The 14466-nt window shown below is 71.3% G+C and carries 15 protein-coding genes; 12 read left to right on the top strand and 3 right to left on the bottom strand.

Annotated elements, in window-relative coordinates; all coding sequences use genetic code 11:
- The first annotated feature begins 98 nt into the window (after positions 1 to 98).
- From amaB to K5L01_RS04940, 12 genes are all read left to right on the top strand, one after another.
- Positions 99 to 1631 carry an L-piperidine-6-carboxylate dehydrogenase gene (amaB, locus tag K5L01_RS04885; RefSeq protein WP_250062424.1) on the top strand — a complete coding sequence of 511 codons (1533 nt, stop codon included), beginning with the start codon at positions 99 to 101 and terminating at the stop codon, positions 1629 to 1631.
- Between the two features lie 163 nt (positions 1632 to 1794).
- Positions 1795 to 2082 (top strand): DUF4190 domain-containing protein, encoded by a 288-nt coding sequence (locus K5L01_RS04890; protein ID WP_250062426.1) that lies wholly within the window; start codon positions 1795 to 1797, stop codon positions 2080 to 2082.
- 7 nt (positions 2083 to 2089) lie between these two features.
- Positions 2090 to 2863 carry a class I SAM-dependent methyltransferase gene (locus K5L01_RS04895; RefSeq protein ID WP_250062429.1) on the top strand — a complete coding sequence of 258 codons (774 nt, stop codon included), beginning with the start codon at positions 2090 to 2092 and terminating at the stop codon, positions 2861 to 2863.
- A 6-nt stretch (positions 2864 to 2869) separates the two neighbouring features.
- Entirely contained in the window at positions 2870 to 3925 is a 1056-nt protein-coding gene (locus K5L01_RS04900; protein ID WP_250062431.1) for a quinone-dependent dihydroorotate dehydrogenase, read from the top strand.
- Positions 3922 to 4962 carry a UDP-N-acetylmuramate dehydrogenase gene (murB, locus tag K5L01_RS04905; protein WP_250062433.1) on the top strand — a complete coding sequence of 347 codons (1041 nt, stop codon included), beginning with the start codon at positions 3922 to 3924 and terminating at the stop codon, positions 4960 to 4962. The genes K5L01_RS04900 and murB overlap by 4 nt, the downstream gene beginning before the upstream one ends.
- Before the next feature lie 38 nt (positions 4963 to 5000).
- Positions 5001 to 5864: a DMT family transporter gene (locus tag K5L01_RS04910; protein WP_272494109.1), complete on the top strand. Its 864-nt coding sequence runs from the start codon at positions 5001 to 5003 to the stop codon at positions 5862 to 5864.
- Between the two features lie 159 nt (positions 5865 to 6023).
- Positions 6024 to 6695: a response regulator gene (locus tag K5L01_RS04915; RefSeq protein ID WP_250062435.1), complete on the top strand. Its 672-nt coding sequence runs from the start codon at positions 6024 to 6026 to the stop codon at positions 6693 to 6695.
- Positions 6692 to 8077 carry a sensor histidine kinase gene (locus K5L01_RS04920; protein WP_250062437.1) on the top strand — a complete coding sequence of 462 codons (1386 nt, stop codon included), beginning with the start codon at positions 6692 to 6694 and terminating at the stop codon, positions 8075 to 8077. The genes K5L01_RS04915 and K5L01_RS04920 overlap by 4 nt, the downstream gene beginning before the upstream one ends.
- Positions 8078 to 8186: 109 nt before the next feature.
- Complete coding sequence (locus K5L01_RS04925) at positions 8187 to 9020, top strand: alpha/beta hydrolase (RefSeq protein WP_250062439.1); 834 nt, start codon at positions 8187 to 8189, stop codon at positions 9018 to 9020.
- Entirely contained in the window at positions 9020 to 9379 is a 360-nt protein-coding gene (locus K5L01_RS04930) for an EamA family transporter (protein ID WP_250062441.1), read from the top strand. The genes K5L01_RS04925 and K5L01_RS04930 overlap by 1 nt, the downstream gene beginning before the upstream one ends.
- Positions 9376 to 9783, top strand: coding sequence for a DMT family transporter (locus K5L01_RS04935; RefSeq protein WP_250062443.1), 408 nt, complete (start codon positions 9376 to 9378; stop codon positions 9781 to 9783). The genes K5L01_RS04930 and K5L01_RS04935 overlap by 4 nt, the downstream gene beginning before the upstream one ends.
- Positions 9780 to 10994, top strand: coding sequence for a DegT/DnrJ/EryC1/StrS family aminotransferase (locus K5L01_RS04940; RefSeq protein WP_250062445.1), 1215 nt, complete (start codon positions 9780 to 9782; stop codon positions 10992 to 10994). Before K5L01_RS04935 ends, K5L01_RS04940 begins: the two co-directional genes overlap by 4 nt.
- A gap of 484 nt (positions 10995 to 11478) precedes the next feature.
- On the opposite strand, the gene K5L01_RS04945 is transcribed toward K5L01_RS04940, so the two are convergent.
- Genes K5L01_RS04945 through K5L01_RS04955 form a run of 3 tightly spaced genes read right to left on the bottom strand, consistent with a single transcriptional unit; the run spans position 11479 to position 14452 of the window.
- Positions 11479 to 12498 carry a sterol desaturase family protein gene (locus tag K5L01_RS04945; protein ID WP_250062447.1) on the bottom strand — a complete coding sequence of 340 codons (1020 nt, stop codon included), beginning with the start codon at positions 12496 to 12498 and terminating at the stop codon, positions 11479 to 11481.
- Complete coding sequence (locus K5L01_RS04950; protein WP_250062449.1) at positions 12499 to 13410, bottom strand: hypothetical protein; 912 nt, start codon at positions 13408 to 13410, stop codon at positions 12499 to 12501.
- Positions 13400 to 14452 (bottom strand): GNAT family N-acetyltransferase, encoded by a 1053-nt coding sequence (locus K5L01_RS04955; RefSeq protein ID WP_250062451.1) that lies wholly within the window; start codon positions 14450 to 14452, stop codon positions 13400 to 13402. The genes K5L01_RS04950 and K5L01_RS04955 overlap by 11 nt, the downstream gene beginning before the upstream one ends.
- Positions 14453 to 14466 lie beyond the last annotated feature (14 nt).

Below are 14466 nucleotides of genomic sequence, written 5' to 3' on the forward strand. Positions count from 1 at the left end.
GAGAAAGGCGCCCGGCTCTGCTAAAATGGCCAATCCGCATGCCGCCCCCCACGGTCGCCAGCGGCAGCACCCCCCACGCAAAGCAATCAGGAGATTTCATGTCTTTCGAAATGCTCAAGGCGCTCGGCCTCGACGCTTCCAACGCTGGCACCTACCTGGGCAACGGTGAATGGTCCACCGCCACCGGCGCCGGCGTGCTGGCGCCGCGCAATCCGACCACCGGCGAGGTGATCGCCGAAGTCCAGGCCAGCACCGAGGCCGACTACGAAACCGTGGTCGCCCGCGCCCAGGAGGCCTTCAAGACCTGGCGCACGACCCCGGCGCCGCGTCGCGGCGAAGCCGTGCGCCTGTGTGGTGAGGCGCTGCGCAAGCACAAGGACGCGCTGGGCTCGCTGGTCGCGCTGGAAATGGGCAAGTCCAAGCCGGAAGGCGACGGCGAAGTGCAGGAGATGATCGACATCGCCGACTTCGCGCTGGGCCAGAGCCGCATGCTGTACGGCTACACCATGCATTCCGAGCGCCCCGGCCACCGCATGTACGAGCAGTACCAGCCGCTGGGCCTGGTCGGCATCATCTCCGCCTTCAACTTCCCGGTCGCGGTGTGGAGCTGGAACGCGTTCCTGGCCGCGATCTGCGGCGACGTGTGCATCTGGAAGCCGTCCAACAAGACCCCGCTGACCGCCATCGCGACGATGAAGATCTGCAACCAGGCGCTGAAGGAAGGCGGTTTCCCGGACATCTTCTTCCTGATCAACGATGCCGGCACCGCACTGTCGGAGAAGCTGGTGGACGACAAGCGCGTGCCGCTGATCTCCTTCACCGGCTCGACCCGTGTCGGCCGCACCGTCAACGAGCGCGTCGCCCGCCGCCTGGGCCGCTGCCTGCTGGAGCTCGGCGGCAACAACGCCATCATCATGGACGAGACCGCCGACCAGAAGCTGGCCGTGCCGGGCATCGTGTTCGGCGCCGTCGGCACCGCCGGCCAGCGCTGCACCACCACCCGCCGCCTGATCGTGCACGAGTCCATCTACGACAACGTGCTGGCCACCCTGGTCAAGGCCTACAAGCAGGTCGAAGGCAAGATCGGCGATCCGACCGATCCGGCCAACCTGATGGGCCCGCTGAACAGCCCCGAGGCGGTGCAGGAGTTCCTGTCGTCCATCGCCAAGGCCAAGGCCGCCGGCGGCACCATCGAGACCGGCGGCACCGCCATCGACCGTCCGGGCAACTTCGTGCTGCCGGCGATCGTCACCGGCCTGAAGAACAGCGACGAGATCGTCCAGCACGAGACCTTCGCCCCGATCCTGTACGTGATGAAGTACAGCACCCTGGACGAAGCCATCGACATGCAGAACGGCGTGCCGCAGGGCCTGTCCTCGTCGATCTTCACCACCAACCTGAAGTCGGCCGAGAAGTTCCTGTCGGCCGCCGGCAGCGACTGCGGCATCGCCAACGTCAACATCGGCACCTCCGGCGCCGAGATCGGTGGCGCCTTCGGCGGCGAGAAGGAAACCGGCGGTGGCCGCGAGTCCGGCTCGGACGCGTGGAAGATCTACATGCGTCGCCAGACCAACACCATCAACTACTCCGATTCGCTGCCGCTGGCCCAGGGCATCAAGTTCGACCTGTGATGGAAACGGGCTCCCGCGCAGGCGGGAGCCCTTGCCCTGGGCGGTCCGGCGCGCGGCCACGCACGCCTGCCCGCCCGGGCCTCCCACCGCGGCCGCGCGCGCGGGAGACCGATCCGCGCGTCCCCGGTGCGCGGCCGTACCCACCCGCAATGGAGGTCCACCGATGAGCATTCCCGCACCTCGCCAGACCAGCAGCTACGCCGTGATCGCGCTGGTCGCCGGCATCCTTGGCTGGACCCTGCTGCCGCTGCTGGGCAGCCTGGGCGGCATCATCTTCGGGCACATGGCCCGCCGCGAGATCCGCGCCAGCAACGGCCGCCTGGACGGCGACGGCCTGGCGGTCACCGGCCTGGTGCTGGGCTGGCTGTCGGTGGCGATGTGGGTGATCGGGCTGCTGGTGGTCTTCCTGTTCCTCGGAGGCCTGGCCTGGATCGCCACGCTGAACACCTGAGATCCGCGTGAACCCTTCCGCCGCACCGACCGAGCGCTTCAGCGACCGGGTCGCCGACTATGTCCGTTACCGGCCCGGCTACCCGCCCGCACTGCTGGACTGGCTGCACCGGGATATCGGCGTCGCCGCCGGCGCGACGGTCGCCGACATCGGCGCCGGCACCGGCATCTCCACCCGCCTGTTCCTCGACGCCGGCCACCGCGTGGTCGCGGTCGAGCCCAACGCCGCGATGCGCCAGGCCGCCGAACGCTGGCTGGCTGCCGGTCATCCGCAGCTGTCCTTCGCCGCCGGCACCGCCGAAGCGACCACGCTGGCCGACGCCAGCGTCGGCCTGGTCAGCGCCGCCCAGGCGTTCCACTGGTTCGATGCCGACGCAGTACGCCCGGAATGGCGGCGCATCCTGCAGCCGGGTGGCATCGCACTGGTGTACTGGAACTCGCGCCTGCTCGACGTCTCGCCGTTCCTGGCCGCCTACGAACGGCTGCTGCAGGACTACGGCACCGACTACAGCACGGTGGCCGAGCGCTACCAGGACGATGCGACGATGCGCGCCTGGTTCGGCGCCGGCCTGCGCGGCAGGGTCCAGCTGCCGAACGTGCAGCACCTGGATTTCGACGGCCTGCGCGGCCGCCTGCTGTCCTCCTCCTATGCGCCGCAGCCCGGCCATCCGCGGCATGCGCCGATGCTGGCCGCCCTGCGCGCCCTGTTCGACGCCCACGCGGTCGATGGGCGCGTGGCCTTCGAATACCGAACCCGTGCCTTCGCCGGCACGCTGGACTGAGACCCCATGTATCCCCTTGTCCGCCCCTTCCTGTTCGCCTTCGACGCCGAGCGCGCCCATGGCCTGGCGCTGTCCGCGCTGGAGGCCGCCTGGCGCACCGGCACCACGCCGCTGCTGGCGGCGCGGCCGGCGCCGATGCCGAGCACCGTGTTCGGGCTCGACTTTCCCAATCCGGTCGGGCTGGCGGCCGGGCTGGACAAGAACGGCGAGCACATCGACGCGCTGTTCGGGCTGGGTTTCGGCTCCGTCGAGATCGGCACCGTGACCCCGCGGCCACAGGCCGGCAATCCCCGGCCACGGCTGTTCCGGCTGCCGCGGCATGCGGCCATCATCAACCGCATGGGCTTCAACAACGCCGGCGTCGATGCGCTGGTGCGCAACGTCGAACGCAGCCGCCACCGTACCGGCCCGCTGGGCATCAACATCGGCAAGAACAAGGACACTCCCAACGAGCAGGCGCTGTCTGACTACCTGGCCTGCCTGGAAAAGGTGTATCCGCTGGCCGACTACATCACCGTCAACATCTCCTCGCCCAATACCGCCGGCCTGCGCGAGCTGCAGGAAGAGCAGGCCCTGCGCCACCTGGTCGGCGGCCTGCGCGAGGCCCAGGGCCGGCTCTCCAGCCGCCACCGCCGGCACGTGCCGATGCTGGTCAAGGTCGCCCCGGACCTGGGCGACCGCGACATCGAGGCCGCCGCGCGGGTACTGGGCGAGCTGGAGGTGGACGGGGTGATCGCGACCAACACCACCATCGGCCGTCCGGGACTCGAGCAGGCCGCGCATGCGGCCGAGAGCGGCGGCCTGTCCGGCGCGCCGCTGCTCGGCCAGTCCACCCTGGTGCTGCGGCGCCTGCGCGCGCGCCTGCCCGAGCACATCCCGCTGGTCGGCGTCGGCGGCATCCAGTCCGGCGCCGATGCGGTCGCCAAGATGGCCGCCGGTGCGAGCCTGGTGCAGTGCTACAGCGGCCTGATCTTCCGCGGCCCGGCGCTGATCGGCGAATGCGTGGACGCGATCCGCCGCCGCCGCGAGGCACCGTCCCGCGGCGCCGTGGCCCCGCTATGACGGCTCCCGCCCCCTGGTCACTGACCGAGAACGCGCCGCTGCAGGCGCTCAACACCTTCCATGTGGCCGCGCGCGCGCCGCGGCTGCTGCGGATCGCCGATCCGGCCGCGCTTCCGGAGGCGCTGGCCGCGGTCGCGCCGGCGCCGCTGCTGGTGCTCGGCAGCGGCAGCAACGTGCTGCTGGCCGCGGACCCGGAAGACACCGTGCTGTGCTTCGAGAACCGCGACATCGCCATCCTCGAACACCGTGCCGACCACACCGTGGTCCAGGCCGGCGCCGGCGTGTCCTGGCACGAACTGGTGCTCTGGTCGCTGGCCGAGGGCCTGTCTGGGCTGGAGAACCTGGCCCTGATCCCCGGCACCGTCGGCGCCGCACCGATCCAGAACATCGGCGCCTACGGTGCCCAGGTGGGCGAGTTCATCCAGCTCGTCGACGCCTGGGACACCCGTGACGGCGCCTGGGTGCAGCTGGACCAGGACGCCTGCCGCTTCGGCTACCGCGACAGCCTGTTCAAGCAGGAGCCCGACCGCTACCTGATCACCGCCGTGCAGTTCCGCCTGCCGCTGCTGAACGAGCTGCGCCTGGACTATGCCGGCATCCGCGAGGAGCTGCAGGCCATGGGCGTGGAACTGCCGGTGGCCGCCGACGTGGCCAACGCGGTCATCGCCATCCGTCGCCGCAAGCTGCCCGACCCGGAACGGCTGGGCAACGCCGGCAGCTTCTTCAAGAACCCGATGCTGCCCTGCGAGCAGGCCGAGCTGCTGCAGCACCGCTACCCGGAGCTGCCGGTGTTCGACGGCGACAGCGAAGGCCGCCGCAAGCTCTCGGCCGCCTGGATGATCCAGGCCTGCGGCTGGAAGGGCCGGCGCGAGGGCGATGCCGGGGTGTCGCCCGAGCATGCCCTGGTGCTGGTCAACCACGGCAACGCCAGCGGCGCCGAACTGCTGGCCTTCGCACGCCGCATCTCCGCCTCGGTGCTGGAGACGTTCGGGGTGCCGATCGAGCCCGAGCCGCGCCTGATCGGTGCGCGCTGGTGAGCGCGGCCCTCCCGACCGAGGCCCCCGCCCCGGCCCCGCTGCGCGCCGCCCTGCTGATGTTCGGCAGCGCCATGGCCTTCGGCCTGATGGCCATCGCCATCCGCTATTCCACCCGCTACGTCCCGACCCAGGAAGTGGCGTTCTTCCGCAACAGCTTCGGCCTGCTGGCCCTGCTGCCGATGCTGCTGCGCCCGGGGCATGCGCCGCTGCGCACGCAACAGCTGCCCCGCTACCTGCTGCGCAGCGCGATCGGCCTGGCCTCGATGCTGTGCGGCTTCTGGGCACTGGGCCACCTGCCGCTGTCGCAGGCGATCTCGCTGTCCTATTCGACCCCGCTGTTCGTCACCATCGCCGCCGCGCTGTGGCTGGGCGAGATGGTCCGGGTGCGGCGCTGGGCGGCGGTGATCGCCGGCTTCATCGGCGTGCTGGTCATCGTGCGTCCCGGCTCCCACGGGTTCCAGGCCGGCAGCCTGATCGCGGTGATGGCCGCCATGCTCAGCGCCCTGGTATCGATCCAGATCAAGCAGCTCACGCGGGTGGACAGCCCGGACACGGTCGTGTTCTACACCTACGTGTTCTGGGTGCCGCTGTCGCTGCTGCCGGCGCTGTTCGTCTGGGTATGGCCCAGCGGCATCGCCTGGGCCTACCTGCTGGCCACCGGGATCATGGGCACCATCGGCCAGCTGCTGTGGACGCGGGCGCTCCGGCTCGGCGAGGTGTCCGCGCTGACCCCGATCAGCTTCACCCAGCTCCCGCTGGTGGTGGTCCTGGGCTGGCTGCTGTTCGACGAGACCCTGGACCGCTGGACGATCCTGGGCGCGGCCATCATCCTGGCCTCCAATGCCTACATCGCCCACCGCGAAGCCGTGGTCGCCCGCCGCGCCGCACGCGCCGCACGCTGAGCCGGTCGACGCCCCGCCCCGCTCCTCGCCCGCCGGCCGGGACGGGCGTTACCCTAGGCGGGCCGCGAGGACGTCCACGGCAAGCGTCCAGCGGCCCCTGCCGGCGGCGACCGCCGCCACCGCCCCTCTTGCCGCCCGCCCTCCCGCTGGAACGAACCCATGCGCATCCTGGTGGCCGAAGACGACCACGACATCGCCGCCGGCGTCTGCGCCGCCCTGCAGCGCCAGGGGCACGCCGTCGACCACGTCGACGACGGCACCCTGGCCGATGCGGCGCTGGCCGCGACCGCCTACGACATGCTGATCCTCGACCTGGGCCTGCCGTCGCTGGAGGGCAGCGAGGTCCTGCAGCGCCTGCGCCAACGGGGCGACAGCCTGCCGGTGCTGGTGGTCACCGCCCGCGACGGCCTGCAGGAGCGGGTGCGGACCCTGGACCTGGGCGCCGACGACTACCTGATCAAGCCGTTCGCCGTCGATGAGCTGGAAGCGCGGGTCCGCGCGCAGCTGCGCCGCGTCACCAGCAACGGTCAGCCGGAACTGCGCATCGGCCGGCTGCGCCTGGACCTTCCCGGACACCGGGTGTGGATGAACGCCGACGTTCTGGAGCTCACCGCGCGCGAGTTCGGCCTGCTGGCCGCGCTGGCCATGCGCCAGGACCGCATCAGTTCGCGCGCGCAGCTGGTCGAGGCGTTGTGCAGCTGGGACGAGGAACTGACCGACAACGGCCTGGACATCGCCCTGCACCGGCTGCGGCGCAAGCTGCGCCCGGGCGGCATGGGCATACGCACGGTGCGCGGCCTCGGCTACATGCTGGAGGAAAGCGCCGAATGAGCACCCGCCGGCCGAGCCTGCGCGGCCGCCTGCTGGCGTTCCTGGCGCTGCCGATGCTGGCGCTGCTGCTGCTCAACGCGGTGATCACCTACCGGATCGCGCTGGCCTATTCCAACCACCTGCACGACCGCAACCTGCTGGACGACGCGCAGTCGTTCGCGCGCATGCTGCAGACCATGCCGCGCAGCGACCAGCTGTCGCCGCAGGCGCGCTTCCTGCTCGAGTACGATCCGGACGGCCACAGCTACTTCAACGTCGAAAGCCTCCACCACGGCAGCGTGGTCAGCAACACCGACTTCACCGCGATCCCCGGCGCGCGGCACTGCCTGGCCAGCTCGCCGGCGCTCTACAGCACCCACCTGAACCACCAGAAGGTACGCCTGGCCACGGTCTGCATCGCCAACGTGGGCGAACCCGGCGACCAGCTGGTGGTCACGGTCGGCGAGACCTATGCCGACCGCCGCCAGCGCGCGCAGGAGATCCTGCTGATCACCATCCCGATGATGACGCTGCTGATGCTCTGCGTCGGCGCCCTGGTCTGGCTCGGCGTCAACCACGGGCTGCGCATCCTGCAGCCGCTGACGCGGCGGCTGGCCGAGCGCAACCATGGGCTGGCGCCGATCTCCAGCCCGGACGTGCCGCGCGAGATCCTGCCGTTGATCGAGACCATCGACGGCCTGTTCGGCCGGCTCGCGGAGATGATCGCGCTGCAGGACCGCTTCATCGCCGATGCCGCGCACCAGCTGCGCAGCCCGCTGGCCGGCATCAGCCTGCATGTGGACCGTGCGCTGAATGCCGGCGACGCGGCCACCCGCAACGACGCGCTGGAACACGTCCGCCGCCTCAACCAGCGCACCGCGCGGGTCTCCGGCCAGCTGCTGGCGCTGACCCGCGCCCAGACCTCGCCGACGGTGGTGGAACCGCTGGCGCTGGACGTGCTGGTGCCGGAGTGGGTGGCCGCGCGGGTTCCCGAGGCGATCCGCGCCGGAGTCGACCTGGGCTACCAGCCCCCGGCCGGACCGGCGCGGGTACAGGGCTACGCCCCGGCGCTGCAGGAAGCACTGGACAACCTGATCGACAATGCCCTGCGCTATGCCGGGCGCGGCGCCACGGTCACCGTGGGGCTGAGCACGGCCGCGGATGCGCGCGTGGAGCTGTACGTGGAGGACGACGGCCCGGGGGTCCCGGACGCGGCCATGCCGCGGCTGGGCGAACGCTTCTACCGGGTCGCCGGCGCCACCGCCAGCGGCACCGGGCTGGGGCTGGCGATCGCCCGCGAGGCGGTCGAGCACATCCAGGGCAGCCTGCACTACCAGGCCGCGCTCCCGCGGGGCCTGAAGGTCTCCATCCTGCTGCCGCGGCTGCCCGCCGATCCCCCCTAGCGCCGGGTGCCAGGTGAACGGCAGCCTGCGCCGGCCACGGGCTGAAAGGCTGGCGAAAACGCCGGCTGCGATTCTTCCGGCCACCCTGCAACGAGATGAATGTGCCGCGATGTCCGGATCCCAGGAATTTTTCTTCGAAGGTGGCCGCAAGGGCGTCCTGCTGATCCATGGACTGACCGGCACGCCGATGGAGATGCGCCTGCTGGGCAAGGGGCTGGCCAACGCCGGCTACACCGTGCACGGGCTCCAGCTCCCCGGCCACTGCGGCGATGCCGATGCGCTGGTCGCCACCACCTGGGAGGACTGGTACGCCGGGGTCGAGCAGGCCGCCGAAGCGCTGCGCGCGCGCGTGGACACGCTGTTCGTCGGCGGCCTGTCGATGGGCGCGGTGCTGGCACTGGCGCTGGCCGCCCAGCGCCCGGAACTGGTCGCCGGCGTCGGGGTGTACGGCGCCACCTTCCGCTACGACGGCTGGAACATCCCGGCGGTGGCGCGGCTGGCATTCCTGCTGCCGCTGTTCAAGCGCCTGGGCATCGGCCGGCACCGGATGTTCATGGAGGAGCCCCCCTACGGCCTGCGTGACGAACGCATCCGTGCCCAGGTCAGCGCCGCGATGCTCGCCGGCGACAGCGCCGCCGCCGGGCTGCCCGGCAACCCCTGGCCGGCGCTGGCCGAGATGTACCGGCTCTCGGCATGGGTGAAGCCGCGCCTGCCGCAGGTCGTCGCCCCCTGCCTGATCGCGCATGCGCGCGAGGACGACATCGCCAGCCTCGGCAATGCCCGGCTGGTCGCCGCGCGGGTTACCGGCCCCACCCGGACGCTGATCCTGGACAACAGCTACCACATGATCACCATCGACCGCGAGCGGCGCCTGCTGATCGAACATAGCGCCCGCTTCTTCGATGCCATCGCCAGCGGCCAGCCCTTGGCCGACGCCGCCTGATGTCCCCGCTGGTCATCACCCTGTGGCTGCTGAACGTGCTGCTGGACACCGGCGGGCAGCTTGCATTCAAGGCCGCGGCCGCCGACCCGGACGCCGGCGAAGGCATCGCCCGCTGGAAACACATGCTGTCGCGGCCCTGGCTGGGGCTGGGCATCGCCTGCTACGTGCTCGAGTTCGTGGCGTGGATCGCCTTCCTGTCGCTGGTGCCGCTGTCGCGCGGCGTCCTGCTCGGCTCGATCAACATCGTCGCGCTGATGATCGCCGGCCGCCTGCTGTTCAAGGAACGCCTGACCCGCCTGCGGGTGGCCGGGATGCTGCTGGTGAGCCTGGGCGTGGCGGTGGTGGGGGTGGCCGGATGAGGCGCCTGTACCTGGTCGGTTTCCCGCTGCTGATGGCCTTCGACACCTTCGCGCAGCTGTGCTTCAAGCTCGCCGGCGACGGCGCGCTGCCGGTGGAGGCGAATGCCGCCTGGGTGCTGCGGGTGCTGGCCCAGCCCTGGGTCTATGGCGCCATCCTCGGTTATGTCGGTGCCTTCTTCACCTGGATGAGCCTGCTCAAGCATGCGCCGATCGGCCCGGCGTTCGCCGCCTCGCACCTGGAGGTGGTCAGCGTGCTGCTGCTCTCGGCCTGGCTGCTGCACGAGCCGGTCGGACCGCTGCACCTGCTGGGCGCGGCGCTGATCGTGGCCGGCATCGTCTGCCTGGGCGTGGCCGAGTCGGACGACCCGCACGCGCCGGCCGCGGCCGCCGGCGACCCCGGATGAACCGGCGCTTCCCCGGCGAGCTGCCGCCCACCGCGGGCCTCCCGCTGCGCTGGCGGGACTTCCTGCCCGGCCCCGCGCCCCTGGAACGGACGCTGGCCGGGCTGTTCGACACCCCGCCGATGCAGCTGGAATGCTCGGGCACCTCGGCACTGCGCATCGCCCTGCAGGCCCTGCAGCAGCGGCAACCGCAGCGCCGGGGGGTCATCGTACCGGCCTATACCTGCCCGCTGGTGGCCATCGCCGTGCACAGCCTCGGCCTGGAGCCGCGCCTGTGCGACCTGGCGCCGGGGCACTTCGATTTCGACCCTGACGCACTGGCCGCCCTCTGCGATGCGGACACGCTGGCGGTGGTCCCGACCCATCTCGGCGGCCGGGTCGCCGACGTGGAGCGCGCCTGCGCCATCGCCGCCCGCCACGGCGCGTTCGTGGTCGAGGATGCCGCGCAGGCACTGGGCGCCCTCGACCATGGGCGCAGCGTCGGCCTGCGTGGCGATGTCGGCCTCTTCAGCCTCGCCGCCGGCAAGGGCCTGAGCCTGTTCGAAGGCGGGCTGCTGCTCACCCGCGATTCCGAGCTGCGCGAGGCGCTGGCGCACGCCTCGCGGACGCAGGCCGGGAGCGACTGGCGATGGGAACTGCGGCGCAGCGTGGAACTGCTCGGGCTGGCCGCCTGCTACCGGCCTTCGCTGTTGCCGCTGGTCTACGGCCGGCCGCTGCGCCGCGCGCTGGCCGCCGGCGATCCGGAGGAAGCGGTCGGCGACGTGTTTCCGCTGCGGATCCCGCAGCATCGCGTCGGCCGCTGGCGGCGCGGCATCGGCCATCGCGCCGCGGCCCGCCTGCCCGCATTCCTGGCGCAGGGCCGCGTCCGCGCGCGGCACTGGAAAGAGCGGCTGCGCGCCCTGCCCGGACTGCAGGTGCACGACGACCGGCCGGACACGCAGGGCGTCTGGCCGGTCCTGATGCTGCAGCTGCCCGACGCCGCCCGGCGCGACGCCGCACTGGCACGCCTGTGGACGCGCGGGCTGGGCGTGAGCCGCATGTTCATCCATGCCCTGCCCGACTACGCCTACCTGCGCGGCATCGTGCCGGCCATGGACATGCCCAACGCACGCGATTTCGCCGCACGCACGCTGACCATCGGCAACAGCCCCTGGCTGGACGAGGCCCGCTTCGAGGCCATCGTCGAGGAACTGCGCGCCGTGCTTGCCGCGTAGCGGCAGGGCCATGCCTGCATTCCCCGCCATGGACGGCATGGTAGAGCGGGGCCACGCCCCGCTGGGGCAGTACCGGCCGGGCCCGCCGGGCGCTGTCCAGCGCTACAGGTCCACGCACGGAGGCTGTGCATGGTCGTGCCCGGCCAGAACCTGCTCGATGTACTCCGCACCCACCTCGTAGACACGGGGCCGCCATTCCGCGTGCCACGCGCAGGCAGCTCTCCCTGCTCTTATAGAGCGGGGCCACGCCCCGCTGGGGCAGTACCGACCGGCCCGCCGGGCGCTGCCCGGCGCTACAGGCCCGCGCACGGAGGCTGTGCGTGGTCGTGTTCGACCAGAACCTGCTCGATGTACTCCGCACCCACCTCGTAGACGCGGGCCCGCCATTCCACATACCGCGCGCAGGCAGCTCTCCCTGCTCTTGTAGAGCAGGGCCACACCCCGCTGGGGCAGTACCGACCGGCCCGCCGGGCGCTGCCCGGCGCTACAGGTTCGCGGGCGGGGGCTGTGCGTCGTCGTGTTCGACAGGCACCGGCTCGCAGTCCTCGCTGAAGGCCACTTCGCCGAACTTCCAGCCCAGCGGCCGCCGCACCGTGCCCCAGAAGCGGCGCACCGCATGCCATTGCATGGCGAACACCCCGCGCTGGTTGTCGGCGTCCACCACCGGGTCGGCCACGCCGGTCGGACGGATCGGCTCGCCGTACAGCGCGGTGCCGAACAGCACGTCCCAGAAGGCGAATACCTGGCCGAAGTTGCAGTCGTGCAGGCCCGGGCGCTGCGGGTCGACCACCATGTGGTGCAGGCGGTGGAAGATCGGGTCGACCACCAGCCGGCTGCCCCAGCGGCCGAGCCCGAAGCGGACATTGGTGTGCGAATAGTTCTGCACCAGCTCGCCGATCAGCATCAGTGCGGCGAACTCGTCGGCCTCGACCCCCGCCAGCAGCGCCACCCCGGCCAGGATCAGCGACTGCAGCATGCCGTCGAGCCAGCTTCCGCGGTCGTTCGACCAGCAGCTCAGCTGGCGCTGGCTGTGGTGCAGGCTGTGCAGCGCCCACCACCACGGAATCGCATGCTGGGCCCGGTGCATCCAGTAATAGACGAAGTCGTACAGCAGGTAGTACACCGCGAACAGCACCCAGGGATGCTGCTGGAACCACGGCACCCACGCCCGCAGTCCATGCGGCCCCTGCACCGCCTCGGCGTCGCCGCCCAGGCTGGCCAGGGGCGCCAGCACCAGGTAGCTGAACAACGGGAACAACCCCAGCAGCATCAGCAGCGTATAGGTACGGTCCACCCGGGTCAGGCGCCGGTCGCGCCAGCGCTCGGCCGGCCACAGGCTTTCCAGCGGGCGCAGCACGCCGGCGATCAGCAGCAGCTGGGCGGCGGTCAGCAGCAGCGCCAGGGCGATGTCGTGCGGGTCGTCGTGCCGTCCCAGGCGCTGCAGCACCGGGGTGACCAGGTGCTCGGCCAGCCAGGCCACCGGCATCCAGGCATGCGGATCCATTCAGCGCACCTCCCGCACCGGCACCTCGGCCAGCGCCGACAGCAGCACCCGGTTCACCTCGCGCTGCTGCGCCTGCCAGGCATGCAGGGTCCGGCCGGGGATCTGCGGCTGCCCGTCCAGCGCCGACAGCAGCCGCTTGAGCCGGCTGCGGTAGCGGTACTGCGAGACCTCGCCGGTGATGTCGCTGCCCACCAGCCCGCCCTCGTGCGCTGCATGGATCACCGCCAGCGCATGGCCGAGCCGGAACCGCCCCTGGTCCCAGTTGGTGCGCGCGACCTCCTCGGCGAAAACGTCCTTGTCGATCGACAGGTAGGCCGGCTGCGGCTGCCGCCGCTGGGTGTCGATGAACGCGTCCACCAGTGCCGACGGCGAATCGAAGCTGCGGAAACCGCGCCCCAGGCCCAGCCAGCGCGCCCAGCGCACCGGCACGCCCATGCTCCAGTAGGTGAGCTTGCCGGACAGCAGCGGCCGCCAGCGGTTTTCCCAGGCATGCAGGCTGCCGATGTCATGCGACGTGATGCCCAGCACGTGCACATGGCTGACCTGCGGCAGGGCCGCCGCCCAGCTGACCCAGGAACCGCAGTGGATGCCCAGCGGGTAGCGCATGTTGTCCGGGTGGTTGTCCAGCACGATCAACTGGTACGGCTCCGGGGCCCGCAGCCGCCGCAGCAGCGGGTAGCTCAGGTGGTGGAAGTCGCCACTGCCGGTCAGCACCGGCCCGTGGCGGGCCGGCAGGCGCGCGTCGAGCAGCGCCGAGAAGCGCCGCATGCTGGCGCGCGAACACGCGAAGCGCAGCTCTTCCTGCCACTCGCCCAGGGCCAGGACGCGTTCGCCGCCCAGCGGCAGCACCGAGCCGTCCAGGTCCAGCACGACCGGCGGCCGTGCGCTGCCCGCGATATCCTCAACCGCCACCGTCGGCCTCCCCCTGGAACAGGTGCGCGCAGCGGTGCAGCAGCGCCCGCAGCAGCGGATTGCGCGCACGCACCGCATGCCGGGTCGGCGTGAAGCTGGCGCCGAGGTAGCGCTTGATGCGCGAATCGGTCCAGCCGGCGACATAGTGGCCGAGGCCATGGTCCAGCGCGTACTGCAGGTTGTGCATCCAGCTGACGAAATACAGGTTGCGCTCGCGGGCCTGCGGGTAGAGGAAGCCGACGTACTTGTCCACCAGCTTGCCCTCGAAGAGGTAGCACAGGTTCCAGCCGATCAGGGTGTCGTCCTCGAAATAGAGGAACATGCGCCCGCTGCTGTCGCGGTCCTGGAGCAGGGCCTTGAGATAGGCCTCGGTGAGCAGGTCGAAGTGCACCTGGCTCTGCGCATGCACGTTGAGGTAGAGCGCGTGGCAACCGCGCACCGCCGCATCGTCGAACCAGGCATCGCCGGTCTCCAGGCAGCGGATCTCCAGCGCGTCGCGCGCGCGCAGCTTGCGGCGGATGTCCTTGCGCCGGCTGGCCGACAGCCGCGACAGGTACTCGTCCAGCGACCCGAAATCGATCGCCACCCAGGCCAGCGGCATGCCCTCCAGCAGCACGAAGCCGTTCTGCGCCAAGGCCTCGGCGAAGGCCGCGGCCTGGCGGTTCTCGCGCACGCCCAGCAGCGGCGACGCCAGGGCCAGGTCCTTGGCGATCAGCAGCCGCGCATCGCGGCCATGCCGCTGCACCAGTGCCTCGACCAGCGCCTGCGGCTCGGCCTGGTACGGCACGGGCAGGTACTCGGTGGCGGTGCAGCCTATGAACCGTGTCGTCCAGCGCAGCCAGTGCCGCCAGCGCGGGTAGCCCGGCAGGCTCCGCAACCGCTGCGCCAGGGCCTCGTCCAGGGTCGTGGTGAGGTCGTAGTCGGCCAGGAACACCGGCACCTCCGAGACCGAGAGCGCGGCCTCGAAATCCTGCGGCGGGTGTGCCACGAACTGGCGCAGCAGGGCACCCGGTTCCAGCGCGGTGGCGTACCGGCAGCTCATGGCCGCCGCCCTGC

This window comes from Stenotrophomonas mori (genome assembly GCF_023556335.1).
GTDB lineage: Bacteria > Pseudomonadota > Gammaproteobacteria > Xanthomonadales > Xanthomonadaceae > Stenotrophomonas > Stenotrophomonas mori.